This is a genomic window from Methylobacterium hispanicum, assembly GCF_022179285.1.
GTDB classification, from domain to species: domain Bacteria; phylum Pseudomonadota; class Alphaproteobacteria; order Rhizobiales; family Beijerinckiaceae; genus Methylobacterium; species Methylobacterium hispanicum.
The window spans coordinates 269,815-292,150 of the sequence record NZ_BPQO01000001.1 but is presented as its reverse complement, the minus strand read 5'-3'; the positions used below and the strand labels follow the sequence as shown (position 1 = coordinate 292,150).

Annotated in this window: 16 protein-coding genes; 10 read left to right on the top strand and 6 right to left on the bottom strand. The window is 72.0% G+C overall.

Translation table 11 applies throughout. The features are described from left to right. Positions 1 to 74: 74 nt before the first annotated feature. The gene (locus MFF56_RS01335; RefSeq protein ID WP_066925905.1) at positions 75 to 1,508 is read left to right on the top strand and encodes a glutamate synthase subunit beta; all 1,434 of its coding nucleotides are present in this window, start codon (positions 75 to 77) and stop codon (positions 1,506 to 1,508) included. A 179-nt stretch (positions 1,509 to 1,687) separates the two neighbouring features. Here the strand turns inward: MFF56_RS01335 and MFF56_RS01330 are convergent, their stop codons facing one another. After that, positions 1,688 to 3,073 (bottom strand): SGNH/GDSL hydrolase family protein, encoded by a 1,386-nt coding sequence (locus MFF56_RS01330; protein WP_066925902.1) that lies wholly within the window; start codon positions 3,071 to 3,073, stop codon positions 1,688 to 1,690. A gap of 306 nt (positions 3,074 to 3,379) precedes the next feature. Next, positions 3,380 to 5,053, bottom strand: a complete 1,674-nt coding sequence (locus MFF56_RS01325) for an electron transfer flavoprotein-ubiquinone oxidoreductase (RefSeq protein WP_066925899.1) — start codon at positions 5,051 to 5,053, stop codon at positions 3,380 to 3,382. Between the two features lie 200 nt (positions 5,054 to 5,253). On the opposite strand from MFF56_RS01325, the gene MFF56_RS01320 reads away from it, so the two are divergent. From MFF56_RS01320 to MFF56_RS01310, 3 genes are all read left to right on the top strand, one after another. Then, on the top strand, positions 5,254 to 6,126 hold the full coding sequence (locus MFF56_RS01320) for a uracil-DNA glycosylase (RefSeq protein WP_066925895.1): 873 nt from the start codon (positions 5,254 to 5,256) through the stop codon (positions 6,124 to 6,126). A gap of 139 nt (positions 6,127 to 6,265) precedes the next feature. Further along, positions 6,266 to 7,174 carry a KPN_02809 family neutral zinc metallopeptidase gene (gene ypfJ / locus MFF56_RS01315; protein ID WP_238229326.1) on the top strand — a complete coding sequence of 303 codons (909 nt, stop codon included), beginning with the start codon at positions 6,266 to 6,268 and terminating at the stop codon, positions 7,172 to 7,174. A 37-nt stretch (positions 7,175 to 7,211) separates the two neighbouring features. Continuing rightward, the gene (locus MFF56_RS01310; protein WP_066921751.1) at positions 7,212 to 7,637 is read left to right on the top strand and encodes a protein tyrosine phosphatase family protein; all 426 of its coding nucleotides are present in this window, start codon (positions 7,212 to 7,214) and stop codon (positions 7,635 to 7,637) included. Between the two features lie 259 nt (positions 7,638 to 7,896). Here the strand turns inward: MFF56_RS01310 and MFF56_RS01305 are convergent, their stop codons facing one another. Further along, positions 7,897 to 8,466, bottom strand: coding sequence for a TetR/AcrR family transcriptional regulator (locus MFF56_RS01305; RefSeq protein ID WP_066921752.1), 570 nt, complete (start codon positions 8,464 to 8,466; stop codon positions 7,897 to 7,899). Positions 8,467 to 8,565: 99 nt separating this feature from the next. Between MFF56_RS01305 and MFF56_RS01300 the strand changes: the two genes are divergently transcribed. The 3 genes from MFF56_RS01300 to MFF56_RS01290 are packed head-to-tail and all read left to right on the top strand — an operon-like array spanning position 8,566 to position 13,833. Further along, complete coding sequence (locus MFF56_RS01300; protein ID WP_066921754.1) at positions 8,566 to 9,654, top strand: efflux RND transporter periplasmic adaptor subunit; 1,089 nt, start codon at positions 8,566 to 8,568, stop codon at positions 9,652 to 9,654. Then, complete coding sequence (locus MFF56_RS01295; RefSeq protein ID WP_066921756.1) at positions 9,651 to 10,724, top strand: efflux RND transporter periplasmic adaptor subunit; 1,074 nt, start codon at positions 9,651 to 9,653, stop codon at positions 10,722 to 10,724. The genes MFF56_RS01300 and MFF56_RS01295 overlap by 4 nt, the downstream gene beginning before the upstream one ends. A gap of 1 nt (position 10,725) precedes the next feature. Then, positions 10,726 to 13,833, top strand: a complete 3,108-nt coding sequence (locus tag MFF56_RS01290) for an efflux RND transporter permease subunit (protein WP_066921758.1) — start codon at positions 10,726 to 10,728, stop codon at positions 13,831 to 13,833. A gap of 7 nt (positions 13,834 to 13,840) precedes the next feature. On the opposite strand, the gene MFF56_RS01285 is transcribed toward MFF56_RS01290, so the two are convergent. Both MFF56_RS01285 and tsaA read right to left on the bottom strand, forming a co-directional pair. Beyond that, a complete protein-coding gene (locus MFF56_RS01285) occupies positions 13,841 to 14,542 on the bottom strand; it encodes an SGNH/GDSL hydrolase family protein (protein WP_066921760.1) in 702 nt (233 codons plus the stop codon). After that, the gene (gene tsaA, locus MFF56_RS01280) at positions 14,539 to 15,036 is read right to left on the bottom strand and encodes a tRNA (N6-threonylcarbamoyladenosine(37)-N6)-methyltransferase TrmO (protein WP_066921762.1); all 498 of its coding nucleotides are present in this window, start codon (positions 15,034 to 15,036) and stop codon (positions 14,539 to 14,541) included. The genes MFF56_RS01285 and tsaA overlap by 4 nt, the downstream gene beginning before the upstream one ends. 144 nt (positions 15,037 to 15,180) lie before the next feature. On the opposite strand from tsaA, the gene MFF56_RS01275 reads away from it, so the two are divergent. The 3 genes from MFF56_RS01275 (at position 15,181) to MFF56_RS01265 (ending at position 18,850) form a co-directional block, all read left to right on the top strand. Further along, positions 15,181 to 16,650: an AMP nucleosidase gene (locus tag MFF56_RS01275; protein ID WP_066921773.1), complete on the top strand. Its 1,470-nt coding sequence runs from the start codon at positions 15,181 to 15,183 to the stop codon at positions 16,648 to 16,650. A gap of 181 nt (positions 16,651 to 16,831) precedes the next feature. Then, entirely contained in the window at positions 16,832 to 17,485 is a 654-nt protein-coding gene (locus MFF56_RS01270; RefSeq protein WP_066921763.1) for an ABC transporter ATP-binding protein, read from the top strand. Positions 17,486 to 17,608: 123 nt separating this feature from the next. After that, a complete protein-coding gene (locus MFF56_RS01265; protein WP_066921765.1) occupies positions 17,609 to 18,850 on the top strand; it encodes a KpsE/RkpR family capsule polysaccharide export protein in 1,242 nt (413 codons plus the stop codon). A 24-nt stretch (positions 18,851 to 18,874) separates the two neighbouring features. Here the strand turns inward: MFF56_RS01265 and MFF56_RS01260 are convergent, their stop codons facing one another. Further along, complete coding sequence (locus tag MFF56_RS01260; protein ID WP_082773009.1) at positions 18,875 to 22,159, bottom strand: DEAD/DEAH box helicase; 3,285 nt, start codon at positions 22,157 to 22,159, stop codon at positions 18,875 to 18,877. Between the last annotated feature and the right edge of the window lie 177 nt (positions 22,160 to 22,336).

Sequence of the window (22,336 nt, the reverse complement as noted above, 5' to 3'; positions counted from 1 at the left end):
CCCGGTCACGCGCTCAGGATATTGGACGATGCGGGCGGCGCAGTCGGGAGACGCGCGGGCCCAGGGGCTGACCGATGGGCAAGATCACGGGTTTCCTCGAATTCGACCGGCAGGAGCAGAAGTACCAGCTCGCCGCCGACCGGATCCGGCACTTCCGCGAGTTCACGCTGCCGCTCGACGAGCATGACCTCACCAAGCAGGCGGCGCGCTGCATGGATTGCGGCATCCCGTTCTGTCACGGGCCCACGGGCTGCCCGGTGCACAACCAGATCCCGGATTGGAACGACCTCGTCTTCCAGTCGGACTGGGAGGAGGCCGCGCGCAACCTGCACTCCACCAACAACTTTCCCGAGTTCACCGGCCGCGTCTGCCCCGCCCCCTGCGAGGAGGCCTGCACGCTGAACCTCGAGAACCAGCCGGTCGCCATCAAGACGATCGAGCAGGCGATCGCCGACCGGGCCTGGAACATGGGCTGGGTGAAGCCCGAGCCGGCCGAGACCCGCACGGGCAAGCGCGTGGCGATTGTCGGCTCGGGCCCGGCCGGCATGGCCGCCGCCCAGCAGCTCGCCCGCGTCGGGCACGACGTGCACGTCTTCGAGCGGGAGCCGAAGGCCGGCGGCCTGCTTCGCTACGGCATCCCGGACTTCAAGATGGAGAAGCGCCACATCGACCGGCGCGTGAAGCAGATGGAGGCCGAGGGCGTCGTCTTCCACTACAACCAGAACATCGGCGTGACGAAGTCCGTCGAGGAGCTGAAGGCCGAGTTCGACGCCGTGATGTTCTGCGGCGGCGCCGAGGACCCGCGCAACCCGCAATTGCCGAACCAGGACTTGGAGGGCGTGCACTACGCGATGCCCTACCTCGTCCAGTCGAACCGGCGCGTGGCCGCCGAGCCGATGCCGGGCAACGGCGAGCCGCCGATCGTCGCGGCTGGCAAGAACGTCGTCGTCATCGGCGGCGGCGACACGGCCTCCGACTGCGTCGGCACCGCCTTCCGCCAGGGCGCGCTCTCGGTTACGCAGCTCGACATCCGCCCCCGCCCGCCGGAGCGCGAGGACAAGCTCTCGGTGTGGCCCTACTGGCCGACCAAGATGCGGACTTCGTCGAGCCAGGCCGAAGGTGCCGAGCGCGAGTTCCAGGCCGCCACTTTGCGGCTGGAGGCCAACAAGAAGGGCCGCGTCACCGGCGTGGTCTGCGCGCGCGTGGATGAGAAGCGCCAGCCGATCCCCGGCACCGAGTTCGTGCTGCCGGCCGACCTCGTCTTCATGGCGATCGGCTTCGCGGGCTCGGTCCAGAAGGGGCTGCTGGAGCAGTCCGGCGTCGCGATGACGAAGCGCGGCAACATCGAGGCGAACGACGAGGATTACCGCACCTCCGACCCGAAGGTCTGGGCGGCGGGCGACATGCGCCGCGGCCAGTCCCTGATCGTCTGGGCGATCCGCGAGGGCCGCCAGGCGGCCCGCGCCATCGACGAGCACCTGATGGGCGCGACGATCCTGCCGCGGTAAGGTCCGGGGATCCCAAAGGGCCCGAGGCCCTTTCGGCGCCTAGAGGCGCTGCAGGCGGGGTCCCGGGGCGCGCAGCCCCGGGATTGAAAGCTCCGCCCCCGCTCTGCCGGGGCGGAGCTTTCAAAAGCAGGGTTTCACCCCGCACCCACGAAAGGCCTCAGGCCTTTCGAAACCGGGACCTATCCCGGCGGCCAGCGGAAGTCGTCGGCGCGGCCGGGCTGCGGCATGGGGGCGGTGCCGCGCTGCAGGGCGCGGTCAACGTTGCCGGAGGGGTCGCCGTCCTGCGGGCGCCCGCTGATCAGCGCGCCGCCGGGCGAAATCTCGGCGCGGCCGAGCGGCACCACCGGCCCTGCGGCGGCCTTCACCGGCAGGGCCGGGATTCCGGGCGGCTCGGGCAGGCTCGGCAGCATCGCGGTGATCTGGCGGTCGATCGCCGCCACGTCGTCGAGCTTGGCCGGTGCCCCGTCGAGGGCGGGGCCCGGCGCGGCCGAGACCGCGGCGGGCGCCTCCGGCGTCGGCGCGGCGTTCCCCATCAGGCGCTTCAGTTCCACATCAACGAAGTGGGCGAGCTTGCGCGCGCCCGCATGGGTGAAGTGCACGCCGTCCGAGGTGCGCAGCTTCGCCGTCTGGCCTTCGAGATCGGGACCCGACGCGGTGTAGCGGTTGCGGTCGTCCACGAAGCCCGGCCAGACATCGACCCAGATGCCGCCCTCGCGCTGGACCACCTCGCGGACGATGTCGTTGATCGCCGCGAGGTCCCGGGTGAGGCTCTCGCTGCGCATCGGCGGTGCGCTTACCCAGATCAGCGGCAGCTTGCGGCCGCGGAACACGTTCACCAGCGCGGCGGCGCGGGCGCGGTAGATCTCGCGCCAGCGCTCGCTCAGTGGCTCGACGCTTTCCTCGCCCTCACGGATCGCCTGCCGGTCGTTGGCACCCAGCATCACCACCGCGTAGGCGACCTTCGGACTGGCCTTCAGGTAATCCTCCGCCGCCTTCGGCCAATCGACGACATCGCGGCGCACGAGGCCGCTGTCACCCTTGGCGCGGTCGATCACGGCGACGTCGGCGTTGTCCTCGAACACGTCGTCGAGGCCGCGGCTGAGATGGTCCGCGAGCGAGTCGCCGAACACCGCGATCTGGATGTTCGGTTCCGTCTTGGCGACCGCGGGCTTCGGCGGCGCGGCGGGGGCCGACCGCGTCTGGCGCTTCACGGCGGGCCGGCTCCCCTCGGAGGAGCGCGTCGTCTCTGCCGGGCGCGGACGCGGGCGCCGATAGGCCGGCTCGGCGGCGGGGGGCTGCGCCTGCGGCTGCGGGCGGTCCTCCCAGGGCCAGTAGAACTGGCGCGGCGCCTCCTGGGGCGGCGCGTAGCGGCGCGGCGGCGGCCGATAGGCGTCGTCGCGGGCGTAATAGGAGTCGCGGGGCCGGCGTCGGGGCGCGTCGTAGCTGTCACCCCACTGCGCATGCACCGGCGTCCCACCGAGCGGGAGGCTCCCGCCCGCCAGGATCGTGGCCAGGAGCAGGGCCGACAGGGGCCGGCCGTTCCGGCGAGGCCTGCTACGCGTCATCGACCCTCCTTCACCGGCCGTGAGCCGACCTCGGGCCGGAGCATAGCCGAGGTGCAGGACCGCGTCTCGGCCCCGGCCGTCACCCGGGGCGATCGCCGCCGACGACCCCACGCCCCCACCGAAATCCGGGCGCGCCGCAGGCGGGCCCGGGATCCGTGCACACCGCAGCGGCAGGACGGAGCAGGACGGTGTCCATGGAGCCCGGGTTCCGCCGACGCGGCCACGGAATGCCGGCGGAAGAGAACCGAAGCGTCGATACCCAAGAACGACCTGCGCATGCCCCTGCCGGCGCCGTCCCGGAAGCCCTCACATGTTCGGGTAGTTCGGCCCGCCCGGTCCTTCCGGCGTGACCCAGTTGATGTTCTGGTTCGGGTCCTTGATATCGCAGGTCTTGCAGTGGACGCAGTTCTGCGCGTTGATCTGGTATCGCACGCCGCCCTGGGCCGCCGCGTCCTCCACCCACTCGTAGACGCCCGCCGGGCAATAGCGCGCGCTCGGCCCCCCGAAGACGTCGTGCTCGGACGACTTCTGCAGGCCGGGATCCTTGACCTGCAGATGGGGCGGCTGGTCCTCCTCATGGTTCGTGTTCGAGAGGTAGACCGAGGAGAGCCGGTCGAAGGTGAGTTTGCCGTCGGGCTTCGGGTAGACGATCGGCGTCACCTCCGAGAGCGGCTTCAGGCAGGCGTGATCCGGCTTGCCGTGGGAGAGCGTGCCGAAGGGCGAGGCGTCGAGGATGGTGTTCGACCACATGTCGAGCCCGCCAAGGCCGACGCCGACCAGCGTGCCGTACTTGGACCAGAGCGGCTTGACGTTGCGCACGCGCTTCAGGTCCAGCCCGATCGGGCTGTCGCGCCAGCCGCGATCGTAGGCGGCGAGCTCGTCGCCCTGGCGTCCGGCCTTGAGCGCCTCGCCGATCGCGTCCGCGGCCTGGATGCCGGAGAGCACCGCGTTGTGCGAGCCCTTGATGCGCGGCACGTTCACGAAACCGGCCGAGTCCCCGACGAGGCAACCGCCCGGGAAGACGAGCTTCGGCACCGACTGCCAGCCGCCCTCCATGATGGCGCGCGCGCCGTAGCCGATGCGCTTGGCGCCCTCGAAGGTCTCGGCGATCATCGGATGGGTCTTGAAGCGCTGGAACTCCTCGAACGGCGACAGGGTCGGGTTCTCGTAGTTCAGGTGCGTGACGAAGCCGACCGAGAGGAGATGGTCGTCGAAATGGTAGAGCCAGGAGCCGCCTCCGGCCTTGTTGGGCAGGGGCCAGCCCATCGTGTGCTGGACGAGGCCGGGCTCGAACTTGCCCGGCGCCAGCTGCCACAACTCCTTCACGCCGAGCCCGTACTTCTGGTGGTCGCGGCCGGCGTTGAGCTTGAAACGGTCGATCAGGGTCTTGGTGAGCGAGCCGCGGGCGCCCTCGCCGAAGATCGTGTACTTGCCGCGAAGCTCCATGCCGCGGGTGTAGTCGTCGCGCGGATCGCCCGAGCGGCCGATGCCGAGATCGCCCGTGGCGACGCCGATGACCGCGCCGCGCTCGTCGTAGAGCACCTCGGCGGCCGGGAAGCCCGGATAGATCTCGACGCCGAGCGCCTCGGCCCTGGCGCCCAGATACTTCGTCACGTTCGAGAGCGAGCCGACGAAGTTGCCGTGGTTCGACATCAGCTTGGGGAAGAACACGTTCGGCAGGGTGACGCCGCTGTTCTTGGTCAGGAACATGAACTCGTCGCGCTCGACGGCGGTCTTGAGCGGACGCTCGGGGTCGTCGCGCCAGTCCGGCACCAGGAGATCGAGGCCGGACGGGTCGATCACCGCGCCCGAGAGGATGTGGGCGCCGACCTCGGAGCCCTTCTCCACCACGACGACGCTGATCTCCTCGCCGGCTTCGGCGGCGCGCTGCTTCAGGCGGATCGCCGCGGCGAGACCCGCCGGCCCCGCGCCGACGATCACCACGTCGAAATCCATGCCCTCGCGTTCGGGTAGCGCCATCGTCCGTGTCTCCTGCCTCTCCGTCGGCCTTCGGCCTTATCGTTCGTGCGCGATGGTCTCGACCCGGTCGCGCTCGCTCTCAACCCGTTCTAAGGTAGGATGGCAAGCCGCGCCTGGCAGGTGAGGCGTGCCATCCTGCCGCCTCCTGTCACCCCGGCACCCGCGTTGTCCACAGGCTCATGACACCCCACATCGGCCTCATGACGTCCCCCGCCGACGCGCAGCACGACCTGATCGCCTATCTGGACTTCCACGCGGAGTCCGGCGTCGACGCGGCCCTGGACGAGCGCCCGCACGATCGCTTCGGCGAGGCCGACGCGCCGGCGCCGCGCCGCGCCGCGCCTCAGGCCGCGCCTCAGGCCGCGCTCCAGCCGGCGCGCCCGGCCCTGCCGCCACGGGGCGAGGCACCGCCGCCGGCCCGGCCGTCGCCGCAGCGCACCTTCGGCCAGTCGGCCTCCGCCAAGCCCGACGAGGCCGCGAGCGACGCCCGCGCCCGGGCGCGGGCGGCCGGAACGCTCGCGGAGCTGGAGGCCATCCTGCGTGACTTCGACGCCTGCCCGCTGCGCTTCACGGCCAAGAACCTCGTCTTCGCCGATGGCAACCCGGCGGCCCGGGTGATGTTCGTGGGCGAGGCGCCGGGCGCCGACGAGGACCGGGTCGGCAAGCCGTTCATGGGCCGTTCCGGCCAGCTCCTCGACCGGATGATGAAGGCGATCGGCCTCGACCGCACGGAGGCCTACGTCGCCAACATCGTACCCTGGCGGCCGCCCGGCAACCGCAATCCGACCCCGCAGGAGGTCTCGGTCTGCAAACCCTTCATCGAGCGGCAGATCGAGCTGGTCGATCCCGACCTCGTCGTGTGCCTCGGCAGCCCCTCGACGCAGACGCTGACCGGCACGAAGGACGGCATCCTGAAGGCGCGCGGGCGCTTCTTCCCCTATCGGCTGCCGAACCGCGAGGTGCGGGCGCTCGCGACCCTGCATCCAGCCTACCTGCTGCGCCAGCCCGTGCAGAAGCGGCTGGCCTGGCGGGACTTCCGGCTCGTGCGCGCCGCGCTCGACGGAAAGGCTTGACCGTACGGGGGAACCGGGGCTTTTGCCGGGCCATTACTAACGGTCGCCGGTCCTCCGGCGGTGCGGCAGGTAGCCGCCGGGAGACCGGCGGCGTGGCAGGTGACCGCCGGTACGGCGGCGTGGCAAGGGCGGCGGGCTCATGCGCTGGGACGATTTCCGGAGTTCCGACAACGTCGAGGATCGCCGCGGCGAGGGCGGCGGCGGCATGGGCTTTCCCGGCGGCGGGGCGGGCGGCCTCGGCATCGGCACCATCGTCGTGCTGCTGATCATCGGCTGGGTCACCGGCATCAACCCGGCGATCCTGATCGGCGGTGCCGAGCAGATGACCCGGGGCGGCGGCCAGAGCCGCGAGGAGCGCGTCGATCCGCAGACGCAGCAGCGCCGCAATCAGAAGCCGACCGACGATGCCGGCCGCTTCGCCTCGAAGATCCTGGGCAACACCGAGGACGTCTGGAACCAGATCCTGCCCAACCAGACCGGCAAGCAGTACACGCCCACCACGATGGTGCTCTATACCGGGGGCACGCGCAGCGGCTGCGGCTCGGCGCAGGCCGCGATGGGCCCGTTCTACTGCCCGCTCGACAAGAAGGTCTATCTCGACACCTCCTTCTTCAAGGAGATGGCCACCAAGTTCGGCGTGAAGGGCGATTTCGCCTACGCCTACGTGATCGCCCACGAGGTGGGCCACCACGTGCAGGACGTGCTCGGCATCCTGCCGAAGGTCCAGGCGCGCCAGCAGCAGGCGTCGAGCAAGCGCGAGGCGAACGCGCTCTCGGTGCGCGTCGAGCTGATGGCCGACTGCCTCGCGGGCGTCTGGGCCAAGAACTCGAACGACAAGTGGAACGCCCTGGAGCCCGGCGACATCGACGAGGCGCTCCAGGCGGCGAGCGCCATCGGCGACGACAAGCTGCAGGAGGCCTCCCAGGGCTACGCCGTGCCGGACTCCTTCACGCACGGCTCCTCGGAGCAGCGCAAGCGCTGGTTCATGGCCGGCTACAAGAGCGGCCAGACCCGCTCCTGCGACACCTTCCGCACGGCCAACAATTGACGCCGACGCCCGCGCGCCACGCACGTCGAGAATCGCGATGAAGATCACACCCGTCACGGACAAGCTCTCGGTCGCCGATCAGCCGAGCGAGGCGGAGATCGCCGCGCTGGCCGGGCGCGGCGTGCGCCTCGTGATCAACAACCGGCCGGACGGCGAGGAGGCGGCTCAGCCCGGCTCCGCGGCGGAGCGGCGGGCGGCCGAGGGTGCCGGGATGGCCTATCTCGACCTGCCGGTGACGGGCCCGACCATCACCCGTGAGGCGGCCCTGCGCTTCCACGAGGCCGTCGAGGCGTCGCCCGGCCCCGTTCTCGCCCATTGCCGCGGCGGCACGCGCTCCCTCACCCTCTGGGTGATCGGCGAGGTCCTGGCGGGGCGGATGCGGCGCGAGGACGTGCGCGCCTTCGGGACGGAGCGGGGGTTCGACCTGTCAGGCGTGGTGGCCTGGCTCGACGCGAACGCCTGATACGGTCTCCGGTTGATCGGTTCGGCCGGCCGCGGTGAGCCGCGCCGCGCCCCCTCTCCCATAGGGAAAGGGTTGGGGGGAGGGGTATGACCTCACAGGACTGAACACGCGGTCGATGCACGTTCAGGTCCAGCCCTCATCTGTCACGTCATACCCCTCACCCGGCATTCTGCGAAAGCGGACCTCTCCCTATGGGATGGGGACCCGTGCTTCGTCCTGAGACGATGCCTCAAACCGAACTCTTCGACCGGGAACGGTATCAGCCCCCATCTCCCTCCACCGCCAGGATCCGCGCCTGCGCCTCCAGCGCGTCGAACAGCCGTCCGGCCTCCGCTCCGTCGAGCCTGTGGAAGCCGAGGGAGCGGGTGAGCATCAGTCCGAGGATCGAGAAGATCAGCGCCTCGCCCGCGCCGGGCCGGCAGCCGAGTGCGGCCATCTGCTCCAAGAGATCGGCCAGGAAGGCGCGGAAGCCCGCCACCGCCGCGGGGTTCTCCGCGGACGCGACCAGAAGCGCGTCGGGAAAGCCGCATTCCTCGGCATAGACCTGCCGCGCGTGTGCGACCGCCGCCAGCGGCAGCGCCGCCGGCCCGGGTGGCTGTTCGGCCAGCAGCGCGGCGATGCCGTCGCGGATCAGCCCGACGCGCCGCGCGGCCAGCGCCGCGATCAGCGCGTCCTTCGAGGCGTAGTGATGCAGCACCCCGCCCTTGCTCAGGCACGCCTCCGCGGCGACGGCATCGATCGTCAGCGTCCGCGCGTCGGAGCGGCGCAGCAAGGCCTCGGCCGCGTCGAGGATGATCTGCGCGCGATCCGCGCGCCGGATGTGCGCCATCGTACCCTGTCCGTTGAGAAACCGTCTGGACGGTCGGTAGAATAGCGGATATGTCGGCGCCGCGATAGACCGCAGCCCCGTTGCGAGGTTCAGGCAGCCGTGTCCGGATCGTACCCGAAGTCCTGCGCCTTGCTGGGCCTCCTGGCGCTCGCCGGCGGCGCGCCCGCCGCCGCCTCCGAAGCTGTGCCGCTCCTCGCACAGACGCTCGTGCGCACGCAGGTCGCCGCCGAGACGTCGGTCGCCTCCGAGGCGGTCTTCACCGGCGACATCCAGGCTCAGGCGCAGACCAGCGTCTCGTTCCGCACCAGCGGCAAGATCGCCGAGCGCCAAGTCGAGGTCGGCGATCACGTCACCGCCAACCAGGTGCTGGCGCGTCTCGACCCGCAGGAGCAGCGCGCCAACCTCGCCAACGCCGAGGCCGTGCTGGCGTCGGCGGAGGCGCAGGCGACGCAGGCCAAGCTCACCTACGAGCGCCAGAAATCGCTGCTCGCCAGCGGCTTCACCACCCGTCCGAGCTACGACAACGCCGAGCAGCAGCTGCGCGTCAGCCAGGCCGCCGTCGAGTCGGCCAAGGCCGCCCTCGGCACGGCCCGCGAGCAGTTCTCGTACACCGAGCTGCGGGCCGGCGTCGCCGGGATCGTGCTGAGCCGGTCGCTGGAGACCGGTCAGGTGGTGCAGGCCGGGCAGTCCGTCCTCACCGTCGCGCAGGACGGCCCGCGCGACGCGGTCTTCAACGTCTACGAGGCCCTGTTGGCGGGCCCGCCGGCTTCGGGGACCGTCGAGGTCACCCTCCAGGCCGATCCGGATGTGCGCGGCGTCGGCACCGTGCGCGAGATCGCGCCGAGCGTCGATCCGGCCTCCGGCACGGTGCGGGTGAAGGTCGGGCTGCGGGAGACGCCGCCCGGCATGTCGCTGGGCGCCGTGGTGATCGGGCGCGGCCGGTTCGCCGAGCGCAGGGCTGTGGTCCTGCCCTGGTCGGCCCTCTACCGCTGGCGCGGCCGGCCCGCGATCTGGGTGCGCGACCCGGCGACGAGCACCGTCGAGCCGCGCGTCGTCGCGATCGAGCGCTACGCCCCGGATTCCATCGCGCTGAAGGACGGCGTGAGGCCGGGCGAGGAGGTCGTGATCGCCGGTATCCAGTTCCTGCGTCCCGGCCTCGCGGTGACGCTCGCGGAGGCCGGACGATGAGACGTCCGATCGCGATCGCCGCCCTCGGCCTGCTGGCGCTCGGCGGCTGCAAGCAGGAGGCGGCCGAGGCGCCCGCGCCGGTGCGCCCGGTGCTCTACACCGTGGCCAAGGTGGTCGATACGAAGCGGTTCGGCCCCTTCGCCGGCACGATCGAGCCGCGCTACCAGTCCCAGCTCGGCTTCCGCATCGGCGGGCGCGTCGTCGCGCGCGACGTCACGGTGGGCGACGTGGTCCGCAAAGGGCAGCGCCTCGCCGCCCTCGACCCGATCGTGACGCGCTTCACCCTGACCCGGGCGGAGGCGGACGTGGCCGACGCCACCGCCCAGGCGGAGAACGCCGCCGCCACCGAGGCGCGCGTGCGCCGCCTGTTCGAGGGCGGCAACGTCACCCAGGCCCAGCTCGACACCGCCACCGCCAACCGCGACACCACCCAGGCGCGGCTCGCCCAGATGCAGGCCGGCCTGCAGAAGGCGCGCGACCAGATCGGCTACACCGAGCTGCAGGCCGATTTCGACGGCGTCGTCACCGAGCGCCGGGCCGAGGTCGGGCAGGACGTCACCGCCGGGCAGACCATCGTGACGGTGGCCCGCCCCGAGGTGCGCGAGGCGGTGGTCGACATCCCCGAGGACCTCCTCGGCGCCATGCCGCGCGACGCGCGCTTCACCGTGGCGCTCCAGAGCGCCCCCGAGGTCACCGCGACCGGCACCGTGCGCGAGGTCGCCCCCTTCGCCGACGCGAGCACCCGCACCCGCCGCATCCGCATGACGCTGCAGGACCCGCCGGAGGCGTTCCGGCTCGGCGCGACCATCACGGTCGGGCTGACCCGCAAGGTCCCGCCGCACGTCGTGCTGCCCGAGGCCGCGATCCTCTCGGCGGAGGGCCGGGACGCGGTCTGGGTGGTGGACGCCGCCGGCACCCGCGTCGCGCGCCGGCCGGTCACGGTCGCGGGGCGCAGCCAAGGCTTCGCCGCCCTGACCGGCGGCGTCGAGCCCGGCGAGCGCGTCGTCGTCGCCGGCACCCATTCCCTGAGCGAGGGCCAGACGGTCCGGCTCGCCGACGAGGCTCTCTGAGATGCACGCGCCGCGCGACGCGTCCGACGCCCCGGCGGGCACGGGCTTCAACCTCTCCGACTGGGCGCTCGGCCACCGCTCCTTCGTCTGGTTCCTGATGGGCGTCTGCCTGCTGGCCGGCGCGCTCGCCTACGGCAAGCTCGGCCGCGAGGAGGACCCGCCCTTCGCGATCAAGACCATGGTGGTCCGGGCCGTCTGGCCCGGCGCCACGATCGGCGACACGCTGGAGCAGCTGACCGACCGGATCGAGAAGGAGCTGCAGCAGATCAACGCGCTCGACTACGTGCGCAGCTACACCACGCCCGGCAACGCCACGGTGTTCGTGCAATTCCGCGACACCACCAAGAAGGCCGAGATCCAGCCGGCCTTCTACCAGGTGCGCAAGCGCCTCGGCGACATCCAGGGCAGTTTCCCGCAAGGGGTGCAGGGCCCGTTCTTCAACGACGAGTTCGGCGACGTCTACGGCAACGTCTACGCCTTCACGGCCGACGGGCTGACCCACCGGCAATTGCGCGACTACGTCGAGGGCGTGCGCACCGAGATCCTGAAGGTGCCCAACATCGGCAAGACCCTGCTGCTCGGCACCCAGAAGGAGACGATCTACCTCGACTTCGCCACCCGCAAGCTCGCCGGCTACGGCATCGACATCCAGTCGCTGATCCGCACGCTCCAGACCCAGAACGCGGTCACCGCCTCGGGCGTCGTCCAGGCCGGCCCCGAGCGCGTCTCCGTCCGGGTGAGCGGGCAGTTCGCCTCGGAGGAATCGCTGCTCGGCCTGAACCTGCGCGTCAACGACCGCTTCTTCCGGCTCTACGACGTGGCCGAGATCAGCCGCGGCTACGAAGACCCGCCGGCCGCGATGTTCCGCGTCGACGGCAAGCCGGCGATCGGCCTCGCGATCGCCATGCGGCCCTCCGCCAACCTCCTGCATTTCGGCGAGGATCTGAAGGCGCGCATGCGGCTGATCGAGGGCAAGCTCCCGATCGGCGTCGGCGTCCACCTCGTCTCGGACCAGCCCAAGATCGTCGAGGAGGCGGTTGGCGGCTTCACCAAGGCGCTGGTCGAGGCCGTGGTGATCGTGCTCGGCGTGAGCTTCGTGAGCCTCGGGCTGCGCGCGGGCCTCGTGGTCAGCCTGTCGATCCCGCTCGTGCTCGCCATCACCTTCGTGGTGATGCAGGTGATGGACGTGACGCTCCAGCGCATCTCGCTCGGCGCCCTCATCATCGCGCTGGGCCTCCTCGTCGACGACGCGATGATCACCGTCGAGATGATGGTGGCCCGCCTCGAACTCGGCGAGAGCCTGCGCAAGGCCGCGACCTACGCCTACACCTCGACCGCCTTCCCGATGCTCACCGGCACGCTGGTGACGGTGGCGGGCTTCCTGCCCATCGGCTTCAACGGCTCGTCGGCGGGCGAGTACACCTACTCGCTCTTCGTCGTGATCGCGGCCTCGCTGCTCGTCTCGTGGATCGTGGCCGTGCTGTTCGCGCCGCTGATCGGCGTGACCCTGCTGCCGAAGACGATGAAGACGCACGCGTCCCCGGAGGGCCATGCGGGCGCGCCGCCTCCCGGCCGGCTCGCGGGTGCCTTCCTGGCGGTGCTGCGCGTGGCCATGCGGTTCCGCTGGACGACCGTGGCGATCTGCGTCGCGCTGATGGGGGTCGCCCTGTTCGGCATGACCCATGTCCAGCAGCAATTCTTCCCGGCCTCGGACCGCACCGAGATCCTGGTCGACATGACCCTGCCGCAGAACGCCACGATCACCGAGACCAAGTCCCAGATGGACCGCTTCGAGGAGCGGCTGAAGGGCGATCCCGACATCGAGCGCTGGTCGTCCTATGTCGGCCAGGGCGCCGTGCGCTTCTACCTGCCCCTCGACCAGCAGCTGGACAACGCCTTCTTCGGGCAGATCGTCATCGTGACGAAGTCGCTGGCGGCGCGCGACCGCGTGTTCCGGCGCCTGGAGGCGTTCGGCAAGCGCGACTTCGTCGGCACCGACGTGTTCGTGAACGCGCTCGCGCTGGGGCCCCCGGTCGGACGCCCGATCCAGTATCGGCTGAGCGGGCCCGACATCCAGGTGCTGCGCGAGCAGGCGCTCGGCCTCGCCAGCGTGGTGGCGAAGAACCCGCACGTCGCGGTGCCGACCTTCGACTGGAACGAGCCCGGCAAGGTGCTCAGGGTCGAGATCCTGCAGGACAAGGCGCGCCAGCTCGGCGTGACCAGCGAGGACATCGCCGGCATCCTCAACGGCGTCGTCGGCGGCACCACGATCACGCAGGTGCGCGATTCGATCTACCTCGTGAACGTGGTGGGCCGGGCGCGGGCGGCCGAGCGCACCTCGCTCGACACGCTCCAGAGCCTCCAGGTCACGCTCGCCAACGGCACGGCGGTGCCGCTGCTGGCCTTCGCCCGGATCGACTACGACCTCGAGCAGCCGATCGTCTGGCGGCGCAACCGCGTGGCGACGATCACCGTGCGGACCGCGATCACCGACACGACGCAGCCGCCGACCGTGGTGGCGGCGCTGAAGCCGGAGATCGACGCCTTCGCGAAGGCCCTGCCCGAGGGCTACACCCTGGAGACCGGCGGCGCCGTCGAGGAGGCCGCCAAGGGCCAGGGCCCGATCGCCGCGGTGGTGCCGGTGATGCTGCTGACCATGGCGGTGTTCCTGATGATCCAGCTGCAAAGCTTCGGGAAGCTGCTGCTGGTGTTTTCGGTGGCCCCGCTCGGGCTGATCGGCGTCGTGCCGGCGCTGCTCCTCTTCGACAAGCCGATGGGCTTCGTGGCGATCCTCGGCATCCTGGCGCTGATCGGCATCATCGTGCGCAACGCCGTGATCCTGGTGAGCCAGATCGAGGAGTGCGAGGCGGAGGGGCTGGCCCCCTGGGACGCCGTGGTGGAGGCCACCCGCCACCGCATGCGCCCGATCCTGCTGACCGCGGCGGCGGCGAGCCTCGGCCTGATCCCGATCGCCCGCGAGGTGTTCTGGGGCCCGATGGCCTACGCGATGATCGGCGGCATCCTGGCGGCGACCGCCCTGACGCTGCTGTTCCTGCCCGCGCTCTACGTCGGCTGCTACCGCATCCGGCCGCCGGCACGGGAGGCGTGAGGCTATCTCACGGGGCGGTTGGTCCGCAGATCTCCGCTTCCAGCGCCTGCATCACCGGCCGGTAGGCCGCGACGTGCAGCCCGTTGCCCATCGCGCCGGGGAGCGCGAAGCCGGTCTCCCCGTCCCGCAAGCTTGCGTAGGGATCGGCGATTCGGCAGCCCAGTCGGGCGCAGACAGCCCGCAGGCGCGCCGAGTAGGGAGCCACCGAGCTCGCATCGAGCCGCCCGCCGAGCGCGCGCCCGATCGGCGGCAGCGCCGCCACCACCACCCGGTCCGCGTGCCGCGTGAGCGTGAGCAGGATCCGCTCGCTCGCCGCCTCGAACCGTACGGCGTTCTCGGCCCGGCCCGGCCGGTTCTTCGCGACGAGGTCGTTCGTGCCGATCGCCAGCACGGCGGCGCGGGCGCGGCGGGGGAAGCGCAGGCCCGCGAGGAAATCCGCGTAGGCCTCGGCATTCGCGCCGGCGATCCCGCCGTTGACGAGTTCGAGCCCGCAGGGGCGCTGGGCCGGGCTCTGCAGCTCGGCCTGACTGTCGCCCGCGACGAACACGAACCCGGCCGGTGCCTCGTCGAGATGCTGCTGGACCGCGGCGAGGCGGCCCTGCCCGTACTGGCGCGCATCCAACGCCGGCCCGCGAACGCTCCCGCCGAGGATCCAGCCGAGCCCGACGAGCAGGCCCGCGGCCGCGACGGCCGCGACGGCGCGCCTCACCGCGTGCCCGCGCGGTCCACCGTCGCCTGCGGCCGCGCGTCGGTCGTGGCGTAGTACGGCTTGATGTCGAGGAGGGGCGTGCCGTCGAGGCAGTCGAGGCCGCGCACCCGCAGGCTGTCGCCCTCGCGCCTGAGGAGTTCGACCACGGCCAGCGCGATCGGGTTCGGGCGGGCCGGCGAGCGTAGCGAGAAGGTGCCGCGGCTGCCGTCCGCGTGGCGCGGCCGCTGGCGGACCAGCGTCCGGTCCGCCCGGTCCATCCAGTAGAGCAGGATCAGGTGGCTCGCGCCCTCGATGTCCTGAAGGGCCGGCGCGTAGGGCGGATCGACCACCGCGGTGCAGACCGCCTCGCTCTGCGTCCCGTTCTTCGGACACGCGGCGCGCCGCGTCCACGGCGTGCGCAGGCGCCCGATGAAGTGGAGGCCCGCGTCGAAGCGCTCGGGCAGCGCCACGCTCTCCTCGCCGGGCCGGGGCCCGAAATCGTCGTCCTGGCTCACGGGGTGCCTTTCGGGGTCATGCGTCGCCTCCGCGTTTCGGCCACCCGGGGCCGCGCCGCAAGCCGCGACGCGGGGTGTGCCCGCGCGGTATAAGGGACGCTGGCGTGCTGGAAGGAGAGCGGCTTGGTCGAGGAATTGCGGCCGATGGAGGCCATTGCGGAGGTGGGCGTCGCGGTCGAGCGCCTGGTCGCCCTGCACGCGGAGGCGACGCAGGCCCTGCGAGCCGCGCTGGCGCGCTATCTCGACGGCGGGGCGCCGCCGGACGCGGCCGAGCGGCTGAAGTTCCGCTATCCGGAGATCCGCGTCACCTACCAGCCGAGCGGACCGATGCCGCGGATCAGCCGGGCCACCGGCAAGCTCCAGGCGCCCGGCACCTACGCCACGACCGTGACGCAGCCCGCGCATTTCCGCGAGTACCTGATCCAGCAGCTGCGGCCGCTGGTGGAGGATTACGGGGTCTCGCTCGAGGTGGGGCTCAGCGCCCAGGAGATCCCGTACCCCTACGTGCTGGAGGCCGGCATCGGCCCGAGCCGGCGGGCGCCGGACGGCGCCGACCTCGCCGCGTGGTTCCCGGTGCCGCTGCTCTCGGTCGTCGGCGACGAGGTGGCGGACGGGCTCTGGGAGCAGCGGGGCGACGCCCCGCGCCCGCTCGCGCTCTTCGACGCGGTGCGCGTCGACTACTCGCTGCGCCGCCTCGTACACTACACGGGCAGCGACTGGGCCTGCGTCCAGCCCTGGATCCTGCTGACGAACTACCACCGCTACGTCGATCAGTTCGTCCGCCACGGGCTGGAGCGGCTGGCCTCGGGCGCGGAGGGCTTCGAGGAACTGATCCTGCCCGGCGGCGTGCGGGTGAGCCGGGCCGAGGCGGCCTCCGCGGATCCTGCAGCCCTCATCGCGGCCTCGCCCTGGCACCGCTTCCAGATGCCGGCCTACCATCTCGTGGCGCGCGGGCCGGACGGCGCCATGCAGGGCACGACGCTCGTCAACATCGGCGTCGGCCCCTCCAACGCGAAGACGATCACCGACCATCTCGCGGTGCTGCGCCCGCATTGCTGGCTGATGGTCGGCCATTGCGGAGGCTTGCGGCAGTCGCAGCGCATGGGCGACTACGTGCTGGCCCACGGCTATCTCCGGCGCGACCGCATCCTCGACGCGCTGGTGCCGCCCGACGTGCCGGTGCCGGCGCTCGCCGAGGTGCAGCTCGCCCTCCAGGCGGCCGCGGCCGAGGTGACGGGCGAGGACGGCGACGCCCTCAAGCGGCGCCTGCGCACCGGCACCGTCGTCACCTACGACGACCGGAACTGGGAGTTGCGCTTCACCCAGGAGCGGCGGGTGATCAACCTCAGCCGCGCCATCGGCGTCGACATGGAGAGCGGCACGATCGCCGCGCAGGGCTACCGCCTGCGCGTGCCCTACGGCACGCTCCTCTGCATCTCGGACAAGCCGCTCCACGGCGAGATCAAGCTGCCGGGCGCGGCCAACGCCTTCTACGAGCGGGCGGTGGGCGAGCACCTGCGCATCGGGCTCGCCGCCCTCGACGTGCTGCGTGCCGACCGCCACGGCCTGCACTCGCGCAAGCTGAGGAGCTTCGACGAGCCGCCGTTCCGGTAGGGCCGCCGGTTCCGGAGGAGGCTCCAAGGATCGCGGATCCCGCTGTCCCGCACGGCAGGGAGGCGGGACCCGCGCCCCGTCCAGGCGAGGCGCGCCATCCTCAGATTCGCCGCTTTCACCGGCCAAGCCGCGCACCGAACCCGCCCGCCAGGGCGGCGCCATCCCGCAGGGCCCCTTCCCGGTGATCCGCTTCGACAACGTCACCAAGATCTACAAGACGGACGGCCACCGCCGCACCATCCTGGAGCGGGTCTCGCTGACCCTGAAGCCCGGCATCAGCTACGGCATCCTCGGCATCAACGGCGCCGGCAAGTCGACCACGATGCGCCTGATCGGCGGGGTCGAGGATCCGACCCGGGGCCGGATCCACCGGGGCCTGCGGGTCTCCTGGCCGCTCGGCTTCGGCGGCGGCTTCCACCCGCAGATGACGGGGCGCGACAACGTCATCTTCGTCGCCCGCATCTACGGCGAGGACCCGAAGCGGGTGCTCGAGTTCGTGGAGGATTTCTCCGAACTCGGCAGCTATCTCGACGTGCCGATCCGGACCTACTCCTCCGGCATGGGCGCGCGCCTCGGCTTCGGGATGAGCATGGCGATCCCGTTCGATTGCTACCTGATCGACGAGGTCACGGCAGTGGGCGACGCGCGCTTCCAGAAGCGCTGTACCGAGGTCTTCTCCCAGCGCCGCAAGAACGCCGACGTCATCATGGTCTCGCACTCGATGGAGACGATCCGCGAGTGGTGCCAGCAGGGCATCGTCCTGCTCAACGGCCGCGCCATCGTGTACGAGGACGTCAACGACGCCATCGAGGTCTACCGCCGCCTGAACGCCTGAACGCCGGGCGGGCGCGAGGACTGCGCTGGCGGACCGTGGCGTTTGCGGACATGGTTTCGCCGCGCGGGCATGCGAGGCGACTCGCCCCGGACACGGCCCCCGGACCTGGACACGAACAGCCCCATGAACGTCGAGATCCGCAACCCGCAGGGTCAGCCGCTTACCACCGCGGACAAGTCCAACGCGGTGGCCGAGTCGCTCCGGCAGTTCGCCCGGATGTCGCGCTTCGCCGACCGCCGGAAGGGCATCCGCTCCTACCAGAGCCACGTGAAGCGGGACCCGTGGCTGCCCGTGCTGTTCGTGGTCTGCTTCGTGCTGCCGACCCTGATGGGAGCGGTCTATTATGGGCTGATCGCCTCCGACCGCTACGTCACCGAGGCGCAGTTCGCGATCCGCCCGGCGCTCGGCGGCTCCGAGAAGGCCAACCCGGACTCGGTCGGCACCAACTCGGGCGTGCCCAAGGAACTCATCGCCCAGGACACCCTGATCACCTACCAGTACGTGCTCAGCCGGCCGATGCTGGAGACACTGGAGAAGGAACTGCCGCTGCGCGCGTGGTTCAGCCGCGACAGCATCGACATCCTCTCCCGCTTCAATCCCGAGAAGCCGATCGAGAGGTTCCTGCACTACTGGCGTGAGCGTGTGGCCATCACCGTCGAGTCCGGCTCCGGCGTCATGGTCCTCACGGTCAACGCCTTCGACCCGCAGGAATCGTTCACGCTCGTCCAGGCCATCCTGAAGGAGGCCGAGGCGGTGGTGAACCGGCTCAGCCTCAACGCCCGCATGGACGCGGTGGCCGAGAGCAACCGCGAGCTGAAGCTCGCCGAGGACCGCATGCGCAAGGTCCGCCTGGAGGTGCGCGACCTGCGCAACCGCGACGGCGTGCTCGACGCGCAGAAGACCAACGAGGCGAACCTGAAGACGATCGGCGAGCTGCGCGCTGCCCGCGTCGAGAAATCGATCCAGCTCTCGGTCGCGCAGCGCGACCTCGGGCCGAACTCGAACCGCATCATCGAGATGAAGACGCAGATCCGCGATCTCGACGAGAACATCGCGCGGATCGAGCGCACCGCGACGAGCCAGGACGCCGAGCAGAAGCGCGTCCTCGCCGACGCGCTGACCCGCTTCGAGGCGCTCGACAACGAGCGCAAGAACGCCGAGAAATACTACGCCGCCGTGCTGGCGGCCAACGAGCGCGCCCGCATCATCGCGGCGCGCCAGATCGAGTTCTTCAGCCTGATCGTGCCGCCGGTGATGGCCGAATCCGCGACCCAGCCGCGGCGCCTGCTGATGATCTGCATCGTCGCGGCCGGCTCCGCCGTGGCGTTCGCCGGAGCCCTGTTCGCCCGCAAGCAGATGGCCTGACGGGCGGATGCGCGGGCGGCGGCGTCAGGCCGCCGCCTCGCAGGCCTCGGCGATGCGCTCCAGCAGCTCCACGGCGAGGCGGCCGCGCTCGGCCGCGTCCCGCGTCGTGCATTTCAGGATCACCCGGCCGTCCCGCACCGCGAGGTCGCCGTCGAGCGCCAGCGCCCGGATCCGGCCCGCCTCGCGAAAATCCGCCGCGACGCCCTGCGGGCCGCCGCTGAGCCGGCTGATCCCGAGCGCACCGCACTGGACCCGCAGCCGCGCGAGCGTCACCAGCGTCTCGACCCCCTCCGGCATCCGTCCGAAGCGGTCGTCGGTCTCGGCGCAGAGCGCGTCGATCTCCTGGGTCGAGCCCACCCGCAGCAGGCGGGTGTAGAGGCCGAGCCGGATCTCGGGCTCGGGCATGTAGTCGTGGGGGATCGCCCCCTCCAGCCCCAGGTTGATCTCCGGCCGCCAGTCCTCCGCCGGCTCGCCCTTGGCGGCGCGGAGCGCCAGCTGCAGCACGTGCTGGTAGAGGCCGAGCCCGATCAGCCGGACGTGGCCCGCCTGGGCGTCGCCCACGAGGTCGCCCGCGCCGCGGTGGTCGAGGTCGCGCGCCGAGATGGTGAAGCCCGCCCCCAGCCGGTCGAGGGCCTCGAGCGTGCGCAGGCGCTTCTCGGCGCCGGCGGAGAGCGGGCGCTCGGGATCGTTCAGCAGGTAGGCCGCGCCCCGGCGCTGGCCGCGCCCGACCCGGCCGCGCAGCTGGTGCAGCTGCGCCAGCCCGAAGCGCTCGGCGTTCCAGACCAGCATCGTGTTGGCCCTCGGCACGTCGAGCCCGCTCTCGATGATGGAGGTTGCGAGCAGCACATCGCCCGCGCCGTCGGCGAAGTCGATCATCGCCGCGTCCATCGCGGCGGCCTTCATCTCGCCGTGCGCCAGGACGATCGCGAGTTCGGGCACGATCGCCCTCAGGCGTTCGGCCATCGGCTCGAGGTCCTCGATGCGCGGGCAGACCACGAAGCTCTGGCCGCCGCGGCGGTGCTCGCGCATCAGCGCGGCCCGCACCGTCTCGGCCTCGAACGGCGCGATCACCGTGCGGATCGGCTGACGCACCGCGGGCGGCGTGGCGATCACGCTGAGCGCCCGCAGGCCGACCAGCGCCGATTGCAGGGTGCGGGGGATCGGCGTGGCGGTGAGCGTCAGCACGTGGCCGCCGCCCGCGAGCGCGCGGAGCGACTCCTTCATCTTCGCGCCGAAGCGCTGCTCCTCGTCGATGACGGTCAGGCCGAGATCCGCGAAGGCGACGCCCTTGGCCGCGAGCGCGTTGGTGCCGACGACGACACGGATCGAGCCGTCGGCGAGCCCCGCCTTCACCCGCTTCGCCTCCGCCGGGCCGACGAGGCGCGAGAGCTGCGCGACCGCGATCCCGAAGCGGCCGAACCGCCGCTCCAGCGTCTGCACGTGCTGGCGCACCAGCACGGTGGTGGGCGCCACCAGCGCGACCTGCTTGCCCGCGAAGACGGCCGCCGCGATCGCGCGCAGCGCCACCTCGGTCTTGCCGAAGCCGACATCCCCGCAGACCAGCCGGTCCATCGGCCGGCCGGAGGCGAGGTCGGTCAGCACCGCGTCCGTCGCGGCGGCCTGGTCCGGCGTCAGGCTGAAGCCGAAGCCCGCGCCGAAGCGCTCCATCTCCCGCTCCGGCGGGCGCAGCGCCGGGGCACTGGCATCGGCCCGCTCCTGCGCCAGCCCCACCATGACGCGGGCGGTGCGGGCGATGGTGGCCTCCGCCTCGCTGTGGCGCCGGCGCCAGGAGGCGGAAGCGAGCTTGTCGAGGCCGACCGCCTCCGGGTCCGAGCCGTAGCGCCAGACCCGGTCGGCCTGGGTGACGGGCAGCATCAGCACGTCGTCCCCGGAAAAGCGCAGGCGCAGGGCCTCGCTCCCGCCGACCCGCTCCAGGCCCTCGAAGATGCAGAGCCCGTTGTCGCGATCGACCGCGACGTCGCCGGTGCGCAGCTCGACCTCGCCGAGCGGCAGGGTCGCGGCCCGCTGTCCCGCCGCGCCGGCGTGCTGGCCGTAGAGGTCGGCCGCCGCGAACACGCTGATGCCCGCCTCCGGCACCCGGAAGCCCGCATCGAGCGGCAGAGCGAGCGCGACGATCTCGCCGGGGCGGGCGCGCTCCGCCGTCGCCCAGTCCGGCACGGACCGCACGCGGCGCTCGCCCGAGCGCTCGGCCTGCCGGACCAGACGGCGCAGCGACCGCTCCGGCCCGGCGAGCACGATCCGGTCGCCCGCCCTGAGGCGGTCCCGGAGCGTCTTGGTGAAGGCGGCGGTCGGGCGCGACTGGCGCACGAAGGCGGCCAGGGACGCGTCCGCCTCCTCGGTGGCAGCCGCGAGCCGGCGCTCCCTGAGGAGCCGCGCCCACTCCTCCGGAGCGAGGTAGAGCGGATCCTGATCCGCCCGACCCCGAGCCTGGCCGCCACCCTTGGCCGCCTCGCCGCTCTCGCGCCCGTCCGCGATCTGCTCGAAGAAGGCCTCGGCCCGCGCCTCGGCCCCGGCCTCGACCACGAAGCGGGCCTCGGGCAGGTCGTCGAGCAGGCAGGGCAGCGCCGGGTAGAACCGGGCGAGCCCGTGCTCCTGGCCGGTGAAGGGCTGCAGGCGCTCCTCGGAGCCGGGGGCGAGGATGATCTCGGTGGCCGGGTCGATCACCAGCTCCGCGGTCTCCTCGTGCGAGCGCTGCGTCAGCGGGTCGTAGGCCCGGATCCGCGCGACCCGGGCGCCGTCGTGCTCCACCCGGCAGGGCAGGGGGGAGGCGGCCGGGAACACGTCGAGGGTGCGCCCGCGGATCGCGAACTCGCCGGGCTCGTCCACCCGGTCGTCGAGGATGTAGCCGAGGCGCCGGAGCGCGGCCGTCATCGCCTCCGCGTCCAGGGTGTCGCCGACGCGGATCAGGACGCGGGCGTCCGCCCAGGTCGCGGGCGGCGGCACCCGCTGGATCAGGGCCGGCGGCGTGGTCAGCACGATGTCGGGTCTATTCTCCGCGTCGGTGAGCCAGCGCAGCACGCCGGCCCGCGCGCCCATCACGCCCCGCGACGGCGAGGCGCGGTCGTAGGGCAGGCAATCCCAGCCCGGCAGGATGGCGACGCCGAGATCCGGGGCGAGCGCCCGCAGGATCGCGGCGATCGCCTCCAGGCGCCGCTCGTCGCGGGCGACGTGGACGAGCGGGGCGCCCTGCCCGGCGAGGCCCAGCAGGGCCACCGCCAGCGCGCCGGTGGGCACGAGCGGCGCCTCGGTCTCGGGCTGGGTCTCGGCTCTCGTCTTCCGCTTGGCCATGGGTGCTCGATGGGTGCTCGATGGATCGCAGGGGCCCTCGCAGGCGGCACCCGCCGCTGCCCGCGGCCGCTGCCCCCTCGCGGCGATGTCCCTTCAGAACCCGCGAGCCCCACTCCCGGGTCCGCGCCCGATGGCCGCGCTCCCCAGGATTCGGGCGGCACCGTTCCGGCGCGGCGG